This window comes from Gluconobacter cerinus (genome assembly GCF_025961355.1).
GTDB lineage: Bacteria > Pseudomonadota > Alphaproteobacteria > Acetobacterales > Acetobacteraceae > Gluconobacter > Gluconobacter cerinus.
Window position 1 is genome coordinate 2,002,024 of record NZ_JAOQNM010000001.1, and the last position, 19,891, is coordinate 2,021,914.

Below are 19,891 nucleotides of genomic sequence, written 5' to 3' on the forward strand. Positions count from 1 at the left end.
TATCACGGTCGTAAGTCTTAGCTATCAAGGCGCTTCCGCCTTCCCCGTTCTGCCTTGGAGAGCCATCCGGCATCTTCGGCATCGTGGAGCGACAGGCCCTGCGCTTTAAGGTTTCCCCAGCTCAGGTCCTTAGAGAAGCGCAGACGCCGCGTGATACCCATCTTCGGTACTTGGGGTTGGTAGGAGCGAATATCCTGAAAGGCTCTCAGGTGCCCATCCTCGTCTTTCTCAGGGCGGATCTGCGCTAAAGTGAGCTGCTGCCCACCGATTGTGACGCGGACATCCTGAGCAGCACTCTTGCAGAAATAAGCGGCGGTTCCCCAGCGGCGTTCCAAGGACATAAAGCGGCTGTCGGGATGCCGAATGAATGATTCCTCTCCGCGAACATCGAACGGCAGCTTATGGGCGCTGATAGCCTTATTAAGCTTGTCGGGATCTTGACGATAATCGGCAAGAAGCTTTTCCCCTCCGTCAAACAGGCGTGAGACGGCACGCAGGACGATCTCTGCGGCAGCTTGGTTGGGAAGGTGGCAAAGAATATGGGCGTGGATGCCTGCGCCGCCAGCCAGAGGACATTCAAGCACCTGAATAAAGGACAACGGACTGCCCAATGACTGCGCAAGGTTATTCAGAGTGCGAGCGAGTTTTTCGGTGGCAACTTTGCGCGCCCGATCTCGTGCGGCGTGTTCTACTTGCGTCCGGGGTTCTCGCTGGGCAGACCCGTTCCAGTGCTCACGATATGTGGTGCTTTGATCCAGTCGGACCAAGATCGCTGCATTCAGAGGCTTGCCGTTCTGTTCGGCTGCCATCATCGCCACTTGAATATGGGCGATATCCTGCGCTGTCAGATCGGATGTCTCTCGGCGCTTATGGCTGGGAGTAAGGCTCGTTGTCCGTTCGAAGGAAACTTCAATTGCTGGCGCCGGGCGTTCAAGCTCATCAAGGAGCGCTAGATCGCGCTCGGTAGGGGGAGCACTCTGTGACTGTGGATCCCAGTCTGGGCTGTAAACTCTGTGCTCACTTAATGAACAAGAAGGATATGGTAATAATAATACCCCCCAGCGTGAAGACGTAGATAAATCAATGGATTTAACCGAGGATTTTTCCCCGGAAAACTCCGTTTTTTTAACCTTCGAGGCTGGCAGCGTTGGGGGTGGGGGTAATTCACTTAAATTTTTCGTGGAGATATCGCTTTTTAAGTGACTTTCCACCCTTGCAGCATCCAGAACTGGCTTGAACGGAGTGACCGTGATTTCATGCCTGCAGGCACGCTTTAAGACATCTAGAGCCGCTTCTGAGGCTTCCACCGGATGCCCAAGGTGATAATGGAACCCCAGCCCCATGCCTTGCACGAGACGGTCTTCCATCGTCAGGCCCTCCTTGCGGTTCTCTTCAAGCGCCAGCCGAACAGCGGAGAGGGTTCCGTCCTGTCGAGAATATGCTCGTGTCAGGAGATGGGCTTCAAGGCTGTGGAGGGCAGAGCTGACGTCTATATGAAGAGCTGGCATCATTTGCGCTTTTGGAATTCCTGGTCTGTAGAGAATGGGATGGATAGGACTATTTTCAAGGACTTTCTAAGACTTCGGTCTCATTCGTCCTCAACGATAATCTCCTGGCATTCCGTTTCCTCGGGAGATTCCAATGAGAGTATGTCTTCAGCGGCAGCAAGCGGATCTTCACGTCGCTGGCGGTCTCGGATTTCAGCCACTTCTTCAGGAGTTATCTCTCTCACAATTAGTTCGGGAATGATTTCGTCTGCTGCATGATGATCGACTTCGAGAACATTGCGGCCGATGGCGATCAGGGTCTTCAGCGCATCTGCCCCAGCGCTTAAAGCCCGGATCGCACGTGCATCCGGTGATGGCGCGTTGATCTCTTCTCTCAGGCGCGTCTGGAGCGCCTGACTGTCGGTCCATGCCGCCTGTCGCCAGCGGCGGGTTGCCTCTTCTCGATCTTCTACGTTCGGAATAGAAGCCGCTACAAAGGTAGGCTCTTCGCACGTGGCAGAGACTGCCAAGGCAAGGCGGCGGCGTTCTAGAGCGGCAGGAAGATGGCTTGCGATGCTCCGAACACTCACATCCCAACGATCAGCGAGAGTGCCGTAATCGTCGCCCTGACTGTTTTGCTCCGCCGCTTGGTCCCATTCTGCCTGTGTTAAAATTTTGTACTGCCGCCGTGCCATCCCGTTCTACTCCATGCAATCATCCATCTTTGTCGATAAATAATTATACCACATAATATAGTGATTCGCAGATTGCATTTTCAGAATGCTGCAAGGATGCAAAGACTGTCATCGGTCACGAAACCTGAACCGAAATGGAAAGACGCTATTTCTCAGCCGCCGCCAAGGCTTCTTTCGCGATGCGATGAACGGTCATGCGGGTGATGCCTAGCGCAGCGGCAATGCTGCTCTTACCTTCACCAGTGGTCAGACGGCGCATGATCTCTTCACGATCCACGGAGGCTTTTCGTCCTTTATAGATGCCTTTTGCCTTCGCAGCAGAGATGCCTTCCATCTGACGCTCTTTGCGCAAGTTGGTTTCGAATTCTGCGAACACTCCCAGCATATCCAAGAACGCCTTGCCTGCTGCTGTGCTGGTGTCGATCGGCTGTTCTGTGCAGCGTAATGCAATACCTTTTTGTTTTAGGCGGCTGATGATGGTTTGAAGGTCTGCAACAGAGCGGGCGAGGCGATCGATGCGCGTGACGGTCAACGTATCTCCGTCGCGAGCATAGCTTAAAGTAAGAAGAACTTTGTCTGAAAAAAATTGGTTTGGGGTCTGAGCAGCATGGCTGCTTATTGACGCTAAAATAATATTTTTTAGATAGCTGGCATATGGAAAATATTTGAGAAAATTGACTTGGATTGCTGATAGGGAAAAAATCGATCATTGTGATATGGATACTGGATCTATCTACTGTTTTGATTAGTATTTAGCGACCGAGGGAGTGCCTCTTGGCATCATGGTTAATATATCTCAATCGAGAGGCCTCGAATGACCGGCAGCTATGCAGAGAGTATTGCTAAGCTTGGATGGAAAGCGTTTCAAGACCTTTGCATCGCTATTGTAGAACAACGGCTCAAACGACCCGTTCAGACTTTCTTACCGACGTCTGATGCGGGTCGAGACGGTGCGTTTCTTGGTAACTGGGATTCACTGAGTGGCCAAGAGTCAACGATTCAATGCAAGTTTACTCATAGTCCTGATAGCAATCTTACGCTCTCAATGCTTACTGACGAGGTGCCAAAAGCAGCAGCTTTAGCGGCACAAGGTCTTGCCGAAGATTATATAATCCTCACCAACCATGGGGTCACTGGTAAGAGCGAGTTGGCCATTAAGGCTGCTTTCCAAAGCGCGGGTGTTGGCCGTTGTCGCGTGTATCATCGAGATTGGATCATTGAGCAGATTCAAAACTCGTCAGAACTACGCATGATGATGCCGAGACTTTATGGCATGGTTGACCTGGCTACTACGCTTGATCAGCGAGCATATGAGCAGGCGCGGCTTATACTGAGCGAGATGGCGGACAATTTACAGAAACTGGTCATCACAGATGCGTATCGAGAGAGCGTTCGCGCGATCAGTCAGTTCAACTTAGTGCTTCTCCTTGGCTCTCCCGCTGCTGGGAAGTCAACAATCGGTGCGAGCTTGGCGCTTGGTGCAAGTGATAGGTGGCAAAGTTCTACGATTAAAGTAACCTCGCCGGAGCAGCTATCCCGCCATATTGATCCTAACACAAAACAATTCTTTTGGATCGACGATGCGTGGGGGAGCACTCAGTATCAACGCGAAAGGACGGAAGATTGGAATAAGGTTTTTCCGCTGATGCAGGGTGCCATGCGGCAAGGCAGTCGTTTTCTTATCACGTCGCGAGATTATATCTGGGAAGCGGCGCGTAGAGAGCTCAAAATTCATGCGTTACCCGTTATGGGTATAAGTCAAGTCATCATTAACGTACAAAAACTTAAAGTCGATGAGAAGGCGCGTATACTTTACAATCACATTAAGTTGGGAGACCAGCCCTCGGCGGTTAAAGAGATCCTGCGGCCCATGCTTCCGGGAATTGCCAGGGGGCAAGACTTTTTGCCCGAGTCCGCACGTCGATTAGGTACACAGTTATTTACGACGTCGCTTCCCTTACACGTTCAGTCCGTTCAAGATTTCTGCGCACGTCCGAAAGAATTCTTGGAGCAGACTATCACCAATTTGGCCGCGGAATGCAGGGCGGCGATTGCGCTCATCTTTCTTAACGGCGGCTCTATCAGGTCGCCAGTACCAAACGCCATGTTGGTCGAACCTGCTACAACGTTTGGCGTGGAACCTGCTTTAATTCGCCATCAATTGGAAGCGCTTAATGGAAGCCTATTAAACTTAGCAGAAGACGAAGAAGGTCCGTACTGGACATATCATCATCCAACAGTTGGAGACGCCTTTGCATCCCACATAGCAAAGAGTTCTGAACTCGTGGAGCTATATCTGGCGGGAGCAAAACCTTCTTCGATTGTGAACGAGGTTGTTTGCGCTGGAATTCAGCTGGAGGGAGCTCCTGTTATTGTTCCAAATAGTCTTGGGGACTTGCTATTAACTCGAATTTCGTCTTTACCTAAACCATCGTTGAGTAATTTTATCATCAACCGAGCGAACAAACTCGTAAGTGAAAAACTTTTAAAGATCAGACCTGATATATTGACGGATATTAGTTCCTTCACCGTACCGATTAAAGATGATGCCGATGTGCGCCTTCTTGCGGTTATTAACCATTATGGACTTTTGCCCGAAGAAAGACGCTTACAGTTCGTTGAATCTTTGAGAAGAGCAGCCACTGAGGAGGGGGATGATAGCTTTCTTGAGGATAAGACAATTGGATCATTAATAAAAGATAGTGAAATAAAAAGTATTTTAGGAGAAATGTCTAAAGTCATAATTAATAATATAGATAACTACGTGGATCAGATCAAATCCTCCTGGAGTAGTGACTATGATCCTGATGAGTATTTCGGTGTTCTAAGAAATTCTTTAGATAATATACATGAAGCTTTAGGTGATAAAATTGATAAAGATGATCTAGAAAATTTATTTGATTGCTCTATTGGTAGATTTGTTGGTGAGATGCGGGAAGAATATTACCGATCTATTGATACGGAGTGGGACCACGATTGGCCTATAAGCTCCTCTGGCACTCCTTCGGAGGAGGATACTTTGTCGGCCTTATTTAGAGATGTGAGTGCTTGAGGTTGGGGATTGGTAGCCGTAAAATAATAGTGAAGCGTAGTGTTTTCGAAAACAGCTGAAAGTAGCGGTATGCTGGGCGTTATAGTCAGTACTTAATGAGGGACATGGAGATACCCGAAGCTAATTACCGCCTAATTGAAGAAAAACCTAGTTAATTCAATATATTGGAAAGTTATATCCAATTGAAAATGCGTTTCCCCTCAACTTTCTCTCCCGGATTCCAGAAGGGTGCAAAGTTCGTCCACGCTCAGCCAGGGCCGCTTCGCATGGATCATCCTGTGGCAATTGGCACAAAGAAGCGCCAAATCGGCTAAGCGCGTATTTCCTGCTTCGGCCAAGTCTGCCAGCGGCTTTATATGATGGCACTCTATAAACCCATCTCCGCGAGCACCGTATCGTTCGGCGAAATCAAAGCTACAAGCCTCGCAGGTCAGGCGGCCCACCTTTTTCAAGACATCTTGCTTCTTTGCCTTAACGATCTTTCGCGACCGCTCCCGGCGATGATGCATGACTGTTAGAAGCCGTCCTTCTGGAGCTTCCACCTCGTTTGGATCCAGAACTTCATCGCTTTCGACCTCAATGTGGATAGCTTTTCCCGACACAATCGCTTGCCGAATTGCATCAGCCGTCTCTTTGAGATGTCGAGGATCATCTGCGAAGTCAGCCCATACCTCACGCTCTATATGATTTCCTGCTTTCAGGCCTGCCTTGTCAGCATGTGCGGGATCATGGGCGCGAAGGTTCATGAGCTTCATTCTCACGCCATTAGCATTCCGCAGTGTCGCTCCTTCATGGCCCTGGGCACGCCAGAAGCTGTTAAGGGTATCGCTAAGTGCCGCGACGCGAGGGTCACTTTCTCGGGGCCAAGCTCCTTGAACTTGGCGATAGAGGTCCAACGCTAAGATGATCTCGTCACGGGTCCAAGGAGGGTTCTGCTTCTTTTCCGCCATATTCAATTGGTTGCATACTATCCTCAAAGATGTCCCATGATACGTTCTACTGGCAGAGAAAACTATTCTGCAGATTGACAATTCGTCTCTATCACGGGACGGTCTGCGACGGCTGATATGCTGCTCGCCGGGCTGTAGCACAATGAGAGTCAGTGGTCAGATTTTCTTTGCGATAACTATATGTTTTGTATGGTGTTTTATGACGAATGAGAGCTGTTTCCAACTCTCTCCACCAGGTCTTTTTTTCAAGAAAATCAATTATTTTGCAGCGTGGACCCCACTCAGTTCTCGCTGTGCGTAAGGTCTGACGGGGGTGTAGCTTCGTCGAAGGTTGATTAGTGCGAAAGACGCACATTGAATCGCTCAACTGCACATTTCATCATGACGATAAAATCGAGATGCCTGAGTTAGTCGCTGAGGGCAACATCCAGTGTCGCGTTATTAAGTTTTTTGAGCGCCGCTGGTTTGAACCTGCATATCGGACTTCAAAGTCCGCATCGGCCGGTTTCTTCTGCCGGTATTGTTTGCGAGTATTTCCTGCGGTCTTGCGAAATTTGTGTGACACAGGCCATTCGCCTTGACGTGTGCCGCTGCGACCCCCCAATTTTTCACGGGATATTCTTTTAGGGGGGCACCACTCATGGAAAGACCTTGGTTTGCGGCGAAGCAATATGGTTATGGAGCAGCGCGCGCAATAACATGGGAAGGACGTGTGACCATTCTTGTGTCTATCGGCACGATCCTTCTGAGCAATATGATCATGATGTGGGCCAAGAGCGTTCCCGTTTTTATTATTTCCCTTATCGTGGATCTTGTGTCGGTCGTCGGACTGCTTTGGATTTGCTCGGCTAAAACGGAAGGCGGATGGAAGTGGCGATGGAAAGGCGAATAGCTGTTTCATCCACTGCTCAAATATCAGTTCGGTCCCAGCGCATTATGCTGCCAAAAAACGAGTAGGCCGGTGCCGCAGAGCCCAGTGTTTCATTTGGATGCGGCCCCGGAATTAAGAGTTACTTAGGTAAAGTGATTTTTACGACAATATACGGTAATTCCTGCATGTCTTTTCCATTGTGGAAGTCTGGCAACCGCGCCCATTGTCCGATCGTGCAGTACAGGCCGTCTTTTCCGTAGGTCAGGCCATCTGGTTCAATCATACGCGGATCATGGGCCACGACTGACAATGTGCCATCAGGGGCATGCTTCAGGATTGCGTGGCGTTCGTCATCGGTAATGTAGAGAGAGCCGTCAGGTCCGGTTGCCATGCCGTCTCCCATCCCGCTTTCTCCTTTATCGAGGACGGAGACTTCGATGCGCTTTTCTGTGGCTTTCCAGTCCGACAGAACTGACGTGGGGGCCGCATAGAGGCGACGGCTTGTCTGCGGTTGCCAATAGAGCGTTTGCTGATCTGGGCTGAGGCCAATGCCATTGGCGCCCCCTTGGGGCATTTCAGCTTTGGTTGGATTGTACCGGGCTGCTCTGCCATCCATGACAGCGACAAAACCGTTCTCGGGCATGACGGGTTTCGTATTGGCCAGAATGCGACGCTGGTGCCCGGAGGCAAGATCCACGACGATCAGCGCCGGATGGGTACCCGTTGAAGTGTCAGTAATAAACGCAGTTCCAGACTTTCCATGTGTCAGGTCAATCCGAACGTCATTGACGTGACTGTCTGGCAAAAGAGTTGGCGCCGACAGGGTCAGAACGTTCAGAACCTTGTTGGTCGTAGGATCGATTTCAAACAGCTTTTGCGCGTCTGTGATCGTTCCATTGCCTGCCAGCATTCCTTCATCTAGCACCCAGAAGTACCCTTTTGCATCAACGGTCATGCCGAGAGGGGACACGAAATCCTGTTGTGTTTCGGCATTTGGGAACGGCGTCAGGTGGCCGTCAGCATATGTGGCGAGACGTGGCCCTGAGTGGTCTTTGACGCTCCGAGGGAAGCCAAGGACGAGCCGGCCATCTGGTAGTGCGGCAATGCCGGAGGGCTGCGCATCGGTAAAGCGCCCGATGATTTCGACGTTTCCGGACGCGGTGAAACCTTTGTCCGTGGTTTCCGCAGCATGGGCAGTGGAAGCAATTAATGGGGCGCCAACGAGTGCGGCAAGAAGGGCTGGATAGCGAAGTGTCATGAACCAATCTCCTTGCCGCACTGGATCAGAACGCTGTGCGGGTAACAATTCAAGTTAAGTTGAGCGTTAAAGTTCCGAGCCGGAAAGTCATCATGCAGCAGGCTGGCTCCTAGCTGTTTCGTAGTCGCTCTCGAAGCGCGGGGTCATGCGCGTAAAGGTAAAGACCTTTCATCCCGCGGGTGAGCAGGACATTCAGCGCATTCAGAATGATGCGTTCTTTCGCCATCTGGGGTGCAACAATGCCGCTTTGTCCCTGAAAGGCAGCGCTGTCTTCGTAGCGGGCTGGATCGACGCGGATACTGTCAGTCTGAGCATCATAGGACAGGGAAGGGCCTAGAATGACGCCAGCATAGTTCAGGTCAAAGCCCTGGATTGTATAGACCGATCCAACTTCGTCGATCGTATCAGGGCGTTCAGCCCAGGGAAGCTTTTCATCGGGTTTTGAGCGATCCCATCGCAGGCGGAAACGTCCTTCCTCGATGAAGTGGTCTTCTCCATCCAGCCGATAGGGGTAGTCGTAAGTTGAGAGCAATCGGCATAGGCCGACTTCGTTATTCCGCTCTTTCAGGTCATCGTAAAGCTGGGCGCAGTCGTCATAAATGCGCAGATCAAAGTCTGGGTCTTGAGGGCGCTTTCCGATGTGTCCCTCTGCAAGTTGGTCCAGCCAGTGTCGAACTTCTGGACCCGCCTCGACGCGAAATTGCGTGGTTAAGTGCAGGGTTTTGGCTGGCTGACCCTTTTTGAAGCGATCAAGCAGATCCGCAGACCAGTAACTCTTAAATTTCAGCACCTGTAACGGGTCAAACACCACAACGACTACGCGGGCCAACGCCAGAATTTCTTCGAGATGGTTTTGTTGCTGGAAATGATTGTACCGGTCAGCCCGGGTGAGAAGCAGATGGGCTTCATCGACCAGAACAATGTCTGCCGTCTGATTGGCTTTGTGCAGGCGGTTGATGAACGTCGTAGGTCTGTCGAAATCGGCCTTGCGAAGAGTGGGCGTCTCCGCAGCGACATTACGGTAAAGCTTCAGCATTTCCGGATGATTGACCAGCAGCATGTTGCGGGTGCCCGTCATGGGATCATCTGGGTTCTTTGAGCGTGCGCGTGTCTGAATTGCATTGAAAATTGCATTGAGGACAACGCTCTTCCCTGTGCCGGCAGCGCCTTCAATGATGAGGAGCGCGCTTTGATCTGACAGATGCGCGGAGCAGAAAGAGAGGACGTCGTTTAAAAGATCCTTCTGCTCAGCCGACAAGTGACGCGACAGGGAAAATTTTGTGACTGCGGCGTTTGTTTGCGCTGAAGAGGGCGTCTCAGTCTGCGGCAACATCGGCCACCTTGGCATCGGTGATACGCTGAGCGTCCGCGGGAGAAATGCGCACCACGAACCCTTGATGACCAGCGTTGATGTAGACGGCTTCCTGTCCCATGGCGTCCTGAGACAGGACAACAGGAATGGGGGAGCTCTGGCCGAAGGGGCTTGTGCCGCCGGATTGATAGCCTGTCAGTTCGTGGGCCTTTTCCGGATTCATCATTCTTGCGTTCCGGCCGCCGAATAAGGCTGCGACCTTCTTCAAATTCAGCTTCTGATGAGCAGGAGCCACGACACAGGCTGGCTGTTTCTTGTCAATTTCGACCACGAGCGTTTTGAGCACACTGCCTGGATCAGCGCCGATGGCATCAGCCGCCTGCATACCGATCAGGCCGCCATTTGGATTGTATTCGTAGTCATGCAGACTGAACGGCACGCCCTGTTTTTCAAGAAAAAGAGTGGCGCTGGTTTCTCGGCTCATGTGTGATCCCCTGTCTGGCCGCGAAGCACCTTGCAGGAGCCGTCGAAGGGGGCACGATCAGTCGATAAACATGTCCGGTCGGCGGCTGAAGCGGATAGGCGCTTCCATGTCAGGCTCTCTCACGGAAAAGAGAGTCTGACATGCTGTATGAACCCTTCAGAAAGACTTCGCAATATTATGCCAGCAACAGAAGGTGAGGCCAGTTCAGGGCGTTTGGGTGCCGAATTTGTTCCAGTGTTGCAGCAGTTCATGAATGATGCGGGAACCCACACGGTATCCATTATCCAAGGCTACTTTTTCTCCGTCATAGCCGCTGTTCATGGATTGGACGGCTGTCATGCCGTGAGGCTGCTCAGTGTAATTTGAGGCGCTGCGCAGAACCAGAACACGGCTGCTGTCCACGCGACCGGCCTGCCCAAGACGTGTCAGTGCTTCGAGAATGCCAGAATCTTCCATGTCACTGGACACAAAATGGCTCTTGCCCTGTGTGAGAAGATGTACCCAGTCCCGAGCAAAACCGGTCATGATCTTGCCGTGCCAGAAGGTATCCGCGCCGAAGTCTCCGCCCGTCACGACAGCTGGGCGTCCAGCAGCGACGTCGGTAGGTTTGTAGAGCTTGCGCTGGGCTTCGAGTTGCGGCGGATCAGACAGTGTGACGGTCTGGGTCAGGTCATAAGCCCAGTGCACCAGAGAAGGATTTAGCTGGAATGCATTATTGTGCTGAATGCTACCATCGGGCGCATCCCCGCCCGACAGAGCGTATTGATTGGGCTTCTGAGCGGTGATCATGAAATAGCCATATGGCCACTCTTTCGGTGCTTCCCGCTTGTCGATGTAACGCGTGATGTCTCCAACCACATAGTCCGCGATTGAAACTGAACCGACGGACGCGACGGTGGGGTCAAAGCCGGAAATACCATCCACCATCCAGTAAGCATGGCGCAGATCGAATCTCGGATCCGTTGCGAGGGCCATGACGGATGTCGTTGCCGGGGCAATCGGTGTTCCCGTTACGACGACCAATAAATGATGTTGCGCATCCGTGTAGATTGGATGAATGCCGAGCGGGAACGGAACCTTCTCTGTCAGATGCTCTCCTTCAATCCAGGGCTGGAATTCTCCTGCCCGGTCTCCGGTATCTTCACCAATTTCGTATGTGGTGAGTACGACGGCGCGGATATCCCAAGGCTGTTCTTTGGCTTTGGCTGGCGCTGTTGTGAGTGCGAGTGAGGCCAGGCAGCCCATGGAAAGGGCGTGTGGCATGATTTGTTGCACAAAAGAGATAAGTTTCATGTATTTCTACCGTCGTTCCGCTCTCATAATGAGGACACCATACAGGAAAGATGTCGAAAAGAAATATTCATCTCCGATAGGTGTTCTATTATAGGCAACGGATTGATGCCATTTATAGGTACAGTAATATTTTAAAGTATATATTGGAATATTTGATAATTTACTGCTGTATAAATGAATTATATCAAAATATATATTGTCTATATGTGTGATTTAAAAGACACATACGATAAAAAACCAGAATAAAATTCAAAATATAGGATCAGTAAGTTCTTCGCCTGACTTGCTTTGATCGACGTTCTGAATATTTTCTGCCGCAAAACGACACATCTTAGGATCGCGTGAAGATGAATTTTGGTGCCAGACGTCTCACACTGCTGACAGCCACTGTGCTGGCCGGAGTATTTTGTGATGCAGCAGCCTATGCTGCGGTCTCGCAGGCTCGGGGTAAGCATGCTGCGCCAGTTCATCCTCATGTGGCACCTGTTCATCATCGCACGGCTGTTGATGCCAAGGACGCGGAAGCAATTTCTGTCCGTGTGTCCCGTCAGGCGCTGAATGGTGGCGGTGGCATGATGCGCCACGAAATGGCATCGCACTCGGTTCAGACCGTCACGCGCCAGTATATCGAGATGCAGAGTCCGGCCAGTACGGCGCTGGACATGATCAAGAACCTGCCCAGCGTCACGGTTTCTACTGTCGATAGCTCTGGTATTCTTGGTGGCAAGATCAACAGCCGAAGCCTGACCGATTCAGACATGGGCATTCTGTTGAATGGTGTGCCTGTCGCGACCGCGTATTACCTGAATCAGAACGTTGATACTGAAAACGTCAACATGATCTCCGTTACGCCGGGATCGTCTGCCATTGATCTGCCGGTAACGTCCGCGGCCGCTGGTATCATGGACTCCCAGACCATGACGCCGTCTCATAAGTTCGGCGGCCTGATGGATTTCTCGTACGGGACAAACAACATGTCCCGTGAGTTCCTCCGTGTTGAGAGCGGTGACATCGGCAACTCCGGCATCCGCACGTTTGCGTCCTTCTCCCATACACATGCCCGGAACTGGAATGGGCCAGGAACGAACGAGCGTCGTCATCTCGATTTTGGTGCCGCGAAGGACTTTGAAGATGGCTCTTCCGTCAACCTCTTTGTCTCATGGAACCACCAGTTCACGATGGAGCCGCTTAAGCCGACGGCAAAGCAGTTCTATGACAAGAAAGACGGGATCGGGACGTATAATTACTCGTCCAGCTATGATTCGTCGAACCCGTCAAAATACGGGATGCTGAATGGCAATATGTGGGATCAGGTCTTCGTAACGCTGCCTGTCCACATTCATCTGCCGGCTAAATTCTCTTTCGATTTCAAGCCATATTATGTTTACAACGGTGGCTATACCTATAACGGAAGCCTCTTCAGCGGAGCGGGTCGCAACGCGACCATTGGTCAGGGTGGAACGCCCATTTCTGGCAGTGTGCCTTCAGCCTCCTACTACAGCGTTTATCGTCCACACGCTGGGACGGTGGCGAAGCTGAACTATGATCCGGTTAGCTGGGATCATATGGAGCTGGGATATTGGTTCGATTATCAGGATAATCAGGTCAACAACATGTATTCCGTGTTGCAGACCAATGGCAGCCAGTACTTCCCGTACAACACCTCCAAGGGGCTGTACGTGAATGGAACGCGCTATATGCCGTACCAGGGGGATGCCGGGTGGAAGATCCATTCGCTGTTCTTCCAGAATACGGCCAAGTTCCTGCATGATCGCCTGACGCTGAATGGCGGCATCAAGGTTGCCATGATCAATCGCTGGACGGTCAATGGCGCATCCTCAACGCCGCGCACCGAGCAGAACCAGGTTGTGCCTCTGCCGCAGGTTGGCATCAGCTATCGGATTGATCAGCACAACCTGATCTACGTGAATGCCGAAGGCGACTTCCGCATGCCAGATCCGGGATCGCTGGGGCAGGTCTATGATGCACAGACGGGTGGCTATGTTGGCAATCCGTACAACCCGAAGCCGCAGTATTCGATCAAGGAAGAGCTCGGCTGGCGCTTTGATAACGATTACTTCATGACGGATCTGGAGCTGTTCAACTACTCCATTACCAACCGTCTGTTGTCCACGAGCGTTTACATCAACAATCAGGCCATCAGTTCCACCATTAACGCGGGTAACCAGACTGCGCGTGGTGTGGACTTCATGATCTCGGCACATCCGTGGCACCATCTCAGCCCGTATGTTTCCGTCGAGTATCTGAACGCCACGATGGATTCCAATATCCTCACGACGGGCACCCTAAATGGTCAGACGGTCAGTGATCTGCTGCCGACCAAGGGCAAGACGGCCGTTCAGTCTCCGCATGTGCATGCGAGTGCGGGCCTGACGTATGATGATGGCCATTTCTTTGCGAATGGCAGCGTCAGCTACGTGTCGTCCCAGTATTCGACGTTTATGAACGACGAAAAAATCCCAGGGTATCTGACGGATAATCTGTCACTGGGTTATCGCTTCAACTCCTACGGCCGGTTCAAGGCACCGAAATTCCAGCTGAATTTCAGCAATCTGGGCGGCGATTTCGTCCGGACTGGCGCCTACAGCCTCGTGTCCAATGCCAAGGCAGCCAAGGGTGTTTATGGCAGCACGATCAGTGCTAGCGGAACGCCAACCTATTACCTCTATCCGCGCTTCAGCGTGACGGGTAACATCTCTGTCGGGTTCTGATCTGGCGCCGATATGCATTTGAGAGAAAGACGGCTCTTCCTTGGAAACAGGGAGGGCCGTTTTTTTGTATTGCGAGGATGACAGCGCTGGCTTTGAACGCTAGCATTTCGGTAACGGCAATGGATTCTGCCTGGCCATACTGGTCGAACCGCTCTCCTCCGCGAGATGCTGATGATTCCTGTCAAACTCGCTTCTTCAGAAGCATGACAGGAGAATTGCGTCCGATGCCTGCTTTCCATAATTTCCCCCGCGTGGCTGTGACGACATTGCGATGGGGTTTTCTGCTTCTGCTGCTGGGCGGAAGTGTCGGATCTGTTTGTGCCCTGTTTCTCTGGTTGTTGGATCAGGCCACGGACATACGGTTTGAGGCCCCTTGGCTGATCTTTGGCCTTCCGCTGGCCGGAGTGGGCGTTGCGCTGCTGTATCAGTGGTTCGGCGGGAAATCAGCCGCAGGCAATAACCTGATTATTGATGAAATTCATAAGCCGGGTGGGGGCGTCCCTTTCCGCATGGCGCCTTTGGTTTTGTTTGGAACGGTTGTCAGTCATCTTTTCGGCGCATCTGTTGGTCGGGAAGGAACGGCCGTTCAGATCGGAGGAAGCTTCGCCGCCGCAATTGGGCGCCTGTTCCGGCTACACGTGCAGGACATGCGCCTGTTGCTCATGGCGGGGGTTGCAGCAGGTTTTGGCGCCGTTTTCGGAACGCCTGTTGCGGGGGCTGTTTTTGGACTGGAAGTGCTTACGCTCGGCCGCCTTGATTATGCGGCTCTGCTCCCGGTCGCGGTGGCCTCGATTGTCGCAGACTGGACGTGTCATGCGTGGGGTATCCACCATGCCGTTTATCATGTCGGCTTTCGGGGGATCGCCGCGGCAGACGGTTCGATGTTTCACGTCAACGCCATTTTGCTGGTGAAGGTCGGTTTTGCTGCCGTGTGTTTCGGTCTCGCAAGCCGGGCGTTTGCGGACGGTGTTCATCGCCTGGCAGGCGTCTTCCAGCGCCTTTGCCCATCAGCCTGGATACGGCCTGCAATTGGTGGCGTGCTGACGTTGCTGCTGGTCTGGATATTGGGAACACGGGACTACCTTGGCCTCGGCACTGTCTCACATGTGGAGGGCGGGGCGAGCATTCTAAACTTCTTTGGGGCTGGATATTATCCCTGGAGCTGGTTCTGGAAATTGGTCTTTACTCTTGTCGCGTTGGCAACTGGCTTCAAAGGCGGAGAAGTGACGCCCCTCTTTTTCATCGGGGCGGGTTTGGGAAACGCATTGTCCCCTCTGCTGGGTGTGCCGGTTGATCTTCTGGCAGGGGTGGGGTTCGTGGCCGTGTTTGCCGGGGCAGCCAATACACCTCTCGCCTGTACATTCATGGCGGTGGAGCTCTTCGGCGCGACAGATGTGATTTATTACGCGACTGGTTGTTTCATCGCCTATCTCGTGTCCGGCCACACGGGCATCTATCTTTCCCAAAGGATCGGGACGCCTAAACTGGCTCTTTTCTCGAAGGAGCAGGGACAGTCGCTGCGAGATGTCTGCAGTCGTTGATGCTATTTCCGGCGGGGCGGATTTTTCTTGGCGTTCAATGTCGTGCAGAGCAGGGCTGCCAGCAACATTTCTACGCTGAGCAGGCCAAGCCATGTGATGACATCAATGATGGGCGTTTGCGATTCATTGAGCTGAAGCATCAGGCTTAAACCCAGCAGTGCAAAGCCTGTCAGTCTAAGGCCGAGCAGATAGGACGCAGACGTGGCTTTTTTGAAGAAAATTCCGCTGCCACGAGCAGAACCCGCCGCCATCAACAGAATGGAAATCTGCCCACACAGCAGCGTCGCCCCCATCATGGGAAAAATCTTCTCTTGCGATAGGTATTGATGGCGGCATAGGCGAACGACCCGGCAAAAAGTGCGGCCGTTACACTTGTCGCGGCGCTGACACTATCACGCCATGGTGCCCCCAGTGCAGCAATGGCCAGACATGCCAAAGCGCAGGCAGCCAGAAGTTCGGTCCAGGCGGCTTCTGATTTACGGAACAGGGCAAAAATTAGGGCGAGAGCCCAGATGATGAAAACACACTGAATTTCATGATCTTCCCGTCCCGGAAGGCCAGCCGGGAGGATACGGTTTGCAAGGAAATAGGATGCAAACGCCAGCGAAAGCCCGGCCAGAACCCCGACATTCAGGCGTTCTGTCAGCACATGTCCGAGATGAGGGTTGCTTCTCAGGCGTTTGATCGTCCAGAGGCGCATTCCGCTTCCGATGACGGCCGTCAGCATCAGCCCGCATACAAAATAAAGCCAACGCGTCACACTTGGCGCAAAACGTGCGACGTGAAGACCGTACAGGAATGTGTAAGCACCAATGAGCGGTCGCTTTTCGACATGCTCACTGAGAAGATGGCCGTTCGTGCCATCAAAATTCAGGGTGTGGGATGTCGTGCTGACGGTATTCGTGTTGCCTGATGTGATGGTGATGACTGACGCCTGATCGGTCGGATTGAAGATATAGATCTGTGCGATGCCGGCTTCACCGATGCGTCTTTCTGCATCCTGAAGAACGGGAAGGATGGGCGCGAGATGGCCCGGATGGCCGCTGGGCGGACGGGCATCAAGGGCCGGATTCAGGTCCGTGTAAGTGGCCATCAGGTCATGTTTGTAAACGGCCTGCGTGCTCCATGGAAGAAGCAGGGTTCCGAGGGTGACGGCGCCTGTGAAGGAGATCATAAGATGAAATGGTAGCGCCAGAACGCCGAGAAGATTATGTGCGTCCAGCCAGCTTCTTTGTCCCTTCCCAGGGCGGAATGTGAAGAAATCCGCGAAGATCCTGCGGTGAATAATGACGCCTGAAATCAGGCCAACGACAAGGGCCAGCGCAGCGATGGCCGCGATCAGGCGCCCAAACGGGTAGGGGAGTTGAAGCTCGAAATGGAAGCGGTAGAAAAACTCGCCGCCAAAGGTTTGTCGAATGCCATCAGGACTGCCGGTTTGTGGGCTGAGTGCTTTCTGCAAATACACGCCCTTGGGGTCAGACCAGACCCCTAGCGTGAATGGCTCCTGCTGTGTTGGTGCATTCAGATACCATGCCGGAGATGTCGGGGCATTTTGTGTGAGCCACTCTACGGCGTGAGCGCTTGCTTCAATGGGGGAGATACTGGTGGCGCTCAGTTCTGGCCGCATCCAGACGCTGATTTCCTGCCGGAACACACTTAGCGTTCCGGACAGGGCAATTGCGAAGAGAACCCATCCAGTTATCAGCCCAAGGCCTGTGTGCAGCCAGGCCATGGAAGCGCGAAAATTACTTTTCACGGCCTCCAGCCCTCTAAAAGAGCCAGTCCTCCCGTAAGGAGTGTCGCAAGCAGCGTGACGCCAAAAGCTTTGCGTCCATCGGCAACGCCAAAGCAGGCCATGAACGTAACCGGCCAGACCAGCAGGCCGACAAGGATGCCGGCCATAGCGCAATCTGCGCGGGAGAGGGGGAGCCAGAGGCTCAGGCAGATCCCTCCAAGCGCTGACAATGTGTATCCGCCGGGCAATGCCGCCAGTAAACGCAAGGTCAGATGCTGGCGCGCCGGACCGGACTTACCAGGTGTAGCCAACGCTCGCCTGTGCGTTGCGGCGTTCGCCATAATAGCAGAATTCCTGATTGTAAGAGGCGTAAGCAAGGCAGTTCGCCACATAGTTCTTATCAAACAGGTTGCGGACACTGGCAGCAACTGTCCAGCCATGCAGTCTGTGAGACAGGTTATTGAGATCGTAGCGGATGGAACCGTCAAAGAGCGCATACTGCGGAATCCAGACGCTGCCATAGGATGCTTCGCCACCATAGGTCTTGGCAGAATATCGCATACCGCCGCCAAAGCCGAAGCCCTTCAGAGGGCCGGATGGCATCGTGTAGAAAACAAACAGGGAGGAATTCCCTTTGCCCGATTGCATCAGGGGCTTGCCGGTTGAATCGTCATGGACTTTCTGGAAGCTGACGGATGCTGTGACCATAAGGTTCTTATATGGCTCAGCATGTGCTTCGAACTCGAAACCATCTGAATGAACCAGACCACTGGCGGTGCTGTAACCCGTGTTTCCGACAGCAACCAGAACGTTGGTTTGTTCGATGTGAAAACCGGTTGCAGTCAGCAGGATGCTGGTTCCCGGAACCTGATATTTTACACCGCCTTCAAGCTGCTTGCCGAGAGACGGGGCAGCCTGATGCATGGTCTTTCCGCCATCGCTGGACACGGCGCCAGATTGTGGTTGGAAAGATGTGGAATAGCTGATGTACGGCGCGAGGCCGAAATCAAAATGATAGAGGCCGGAGGCGCGCCAAGTAATTTGGCTGGGGCTCTGGCGGCTGTCTGAATTGTAGTTGGACTCAACCTGATGGGAGCGATACCAGTCGTTGCGGATGCTGCCCGTCAGGATCAGGCGGTCCCAGCGGATCTCATCCTGCCCATAAGCGCCCACCTGATGGGAGTCCGTCCGATAGTTGACCCATGGAGACATTGGATCAATGGCCATTTTGTAGTTCGGATGAAAGACGTTCAGGTCAGGTGCTGCGCCGTAAAACCCGACTTCTGTGGCGCTCTGCTGCATGTAATCAAAGCCGAACATCAGCGTGTGCTGCAGCGGGCCTGTCCGGACTTTGCCTTTGAACTGGCTGTCGAATGCCAGGTTATGGGTGCGTTCGTATGTCTCGATTGCTGAGCGGGCCAGCGTATCGTCGCTGACATAATACCCCATGTCATAGACGCTGCGGTATTGGGTCTTCACATCGTCATAACGGCCGCGAGATGTGAAGCTCCAGTCATTATTGAATGTATGATTGAAGATGTAGGTGATGGCCCCTTGGCGACGATTGTATTTTTCGAAGGATGAATCACCGTCATAGAAGTTTCTGGGCAGATAGCCGTATGGCGCCCGCTTGAGCGAGCCTACCAACGGGACGCCACCATAAGTCCCGTTCTCAGGGTCGTACTGGTAATTTCCAAGCAACGTGAGAGTTGTTGGCCCATTCCCGCCGAAGGTCACCGCAGGGCTGATGGAAAAGCGGCGGCTTCCTGTGCGGGTTAGCTGTGTGTGTTGCCCGTTAACGGTGCCGTAGAGCCGATACCGAACAAACCCATTGTCTGTTGCATACCCGCCGACATCTGCATCGACGCGATAAAGGTCGAACATGCCTCCCGTTGTATTGATCCCGCCGTAGAAGCGCTGGTCGGTTGGTAGTTTGCTGGAGAGGGCCGTCAGGCCGCCGGGGCTGGATTGGCCATACAGTGCAGAGGCGGGGCCTTTGAGAATTTCAACCCGATCCAGACGTGATGTATCGGTCTGCGCCACCGCGTACCCTGTGGGGCTGTCCTGAAGTTTCAGTCCATCCAGAAACGTTGGGACGGAGAAGCCGCGGAGAGCAAACAGATCGTAACGCGTGCCAACCGCACCGCCGCGCTGGTCCGCAGTGACGCCTGCTGTGTAGCGGACTGCCTGATTGAGGTTCAGAACGCCCCGGACGTCCATCTCATTACGTGTAATGACCGTGACAGACTGAGCCGTCTCGATCAGTGGCGTATCCGATTTCGTTGCAGACGTCGCCACGGTCGCCATTCTGCGTGCCCGTACGGAGATATGCTCCATCTTGGCAGGAGTGGACGTCGATTTCCGGTTCGTATGGTTGTCTGATGGGGTTGTCGTTGTCTGGTCAGCAGCGTGAGCGTGGCTGAAAACAAGGCACAAACCGGCAATAGCGGGGGTAATTCGGGAATTGCTGGGCACGGGACT

16 protein-coding genes and 1 riboswitch are annotated in these 19,891 nt (G+C 52.9%); of the genes, 4 read left to right on the forward strand and 12 right to left on the reverse strand.

Annotated elements, in window-relative coordinates:
- Positions 1-17 precede the first annotated feature (17 nt).
- The 3 genes from M2305_RS09230 to M2305_RS09240 form a co-directional block, all read right to left on the reverse strand.
- Positions 18-1,511: a hypothetical protein gene (locus M2305_RS09230; RefSeq protein WP_264649185.1), complete on the reverse strand. Its 1,494-nt coding sequence runs from the start codon at positions 1,509-1,511 to the stop codon at positions 18-20.
- 77 nt (positions 1,512-1,588) lie between these two features.
- The gene (locus M2305_RS09235) at positions 1,589-2,182 is read right to left on the reverse strand and encodes a hypothetical protein (RefSeq protein ID WP_264649186.1); all 594 of its coding nucleotides are present in this window, start codon (positions 2,180-2,182) and stop codon (positions 1,589-1,591) included.
- A gap of 145 nt (positions 2,183-2,327) precedes the next feature.
- Positions 2,328-2,816, reverse strand: coding sequence for a recombinase family protein (locus M2305_RS09240; protein ID WP_456306140.1), 489 nt, complete (start codon positions 2,814-2,816; stop codon positions 2,328-2,330).
- Positions 2,817-2,996: 180 nt separating this feature from the next.
- On the opposite strand from M2305_RS09240, the gene M2305_RS09245 reads away from it, so the two are divergent.
- On the forward strand, positions 2,997-5,234 hold the full coding sequence (locus tag M2305_RS09245) for an nSTAND3 domain-containing NTPase (protein ID WP_264649187.1): 2,238 nt from the start codon (positions 2,997-2,999) through the stop codon (positions 5,232-5,234).
- Positions 5,235-5,434: 200 nt separating this feature from the next.
- Here the strand turns inward: M2305_RS09245 and M2305_RS09250 are convergent, their stop codons facing one another.
- Entirely contained in the window at positions 5,435-6,184 is a 750-nt protein-coding gene (locus tag M2305_RS09250; RefSeq protein WP_264649188.1) for an HNH endonuclease, read from the reverse strand.
- A gap of 640 nt (positions 6,185-6,824) precedes the next feature.
- Between M2305_RS09250 and M2305_RS09255 the strand changes: the two genes are divergently transcribed.
- Complete coding sequence (locus M2305_RS09255; protein ID WP_264649189.1) at positions 6,825-7,076, forward strand: hypothetical protein; 252 nt, start codon at positions 6,825-6,827, stop codon at positions 7,074-7,076.
- Between the two features lie 118 nt (positions 7,077-7,194).
- On the opposite strand, the gene M2305_RS09260 is transcribed toward M2305_RS09255, so the two are convergent.
- From M2305_RS09260 to M2305_RS09275, 4 genes are all read right to left on the reverse strand, one after another.
- On the reverse strand, positions 7,195-8,313 hold the full coding sequence (locus M2305_RS09260; RefSeq protein ID WP_264649190.1) for an SMP-30/gluconolactonase/LRE family protein: 1,119 nt from the start codon (positions 8,311-8,313) through the stop codon (positions 7,195-7,197).
- A gap of 109 nt (positions 8,314-8,422) precedes the next feature.
- Positions 8,423-9,646 carry a DUF2075 domain-containing protein gene (locus M2305_RS09265; protein ID WP_264649191.1) on the reverse strand — a complete coding sequence of 408 codons (1,224 nt, stop codon included), beginning with the start codon at positions 9,644-9,646 and terminating at the stop codon, positions 8,423-8,425.
- On the reverse strand, positions 9,630-10,109 hold the full coding sequence (gene ybaK, locus M2305_RS09270; protein WP_064275129.1) for a Cys-tRNA(Pro) deacylase: 480 nt from the start codon (positions 10,107-10,109) through the stop codon (positions 9,630-9,632). Before ybaK ends, M2305_RS09265 begins: the two co-directional genes overlap by 17 nt.
- 204 nt (positions 10,110-10,313) lie before the next feature.
- Complete coding sequence (locus M2305_RS09275) at positions 10,314-11,372, reverse strand: purine-nucleoside phosphorylase (RefSeq protein WP_264649192.1); 1,059 nt, start codon at positions 11,370-11,372, stop codon at positions 10,314-10,316.
- Positions 11,373-11,749: 377 nt separating this feature from the next.
- Between M2305_RS09275 and M2305_RS09280 the strand changes: the two genes are divergently transcribed.
- Both M2305_RS09280 and M2305_RS09285 read left to right on the forward strand, forming a co-directional pair.
- Positions 11,750-14,134, forward strand: a complete 2,385-nt coding sequence (locus tag M2305_RS09280; protein WP_264649958.1) for a TonB-dependent receptor — start codon at positions 11,750-11,752, stop codon at positions 14,132-14,134.
- Between the two features lie 106 nt (positions 14,135-14,240).
- A riboswitch (Fluoride riboswitch) is annotated at positions 14,241-14,322 on the forward strand.
- A 36-nt stretch (positions 14,323-14,358) separates the two neighbouring features.
- Positions 14,359-15,675 carry a voltage-gated chloride channel family protein gene (locus M2305_RS09285; protein ID WP_264649193.1) on the forward strand — a complete coding sequence of 439 codons (1,317 nt, stop codon included), beginning with the start codon at positions 14,359-14,361 and terminating at the stop codon, positions 15,673-15,675.
- Between the two features lie 2 nt (positions 15,676-15,677).
- On the opposite strand, the gene M2305_RS09290 is transcribed toward M2305_RS09285, so the two are convergent.
- From M2305_RS09290 to M2305_RS09305, 4 genes are read right to left on the reverse strand one after another with little or no spacing between them, the layout of a single operon-like run.
- On the reverse strand, positions 15,678-15,971 hold the full coding sequence (locus M2305_RS09290; protein WP_264649194.1) for a hypothetical protein: 294 nt from the start codon (positions 15,969-15,971) through the stop codon (positions 15,678-15,680).
- Positions 15,968-17,431, reverse strand: a complete 1,464-nt coding sequence (locus tag M2305_RS09295; protein ID WP_264649195.1) for a PepSY-associated TM helix domain-containing protein — start codon at positions 17,429-17,431, stop codon at positions 15,968-15,970. Before M2305_RS09295 ends, M2305_RS09290 begins: the two co-directional genes overlap by 4 nt.
- Positions 17,428-17,751 carry a hypothetical protein gene (locus M2305_RS09300; RefSeq protein WP_264649196.1) on the reverse strand — a complete coding sequence of 108 codons (324 nt, stop codon included), beginning with the start codon at positions 17,749-17,751 and terminating at the stop codon, positions 17,428-17,430. The genes M2305_RS09295 and M2305_RS09300 overlap by 4 nt, the downstream gene beginning before the upstream one ends.
- Entirely contained in the window at positions 17,705-19,885 is a 2,181-nt protein-coding gene (locus tag M2305_RS09305; protein ID WP_264649197.1) for a TonB-dependent siderophore receptor, read from the reverse strand. Before M2305_RS09305 ends, M2305_RS09300 begins: the two co-directional genes overlap by 47 nt.
- Positions 19,886-19,891: the final 6 nt, after the last annotated feature.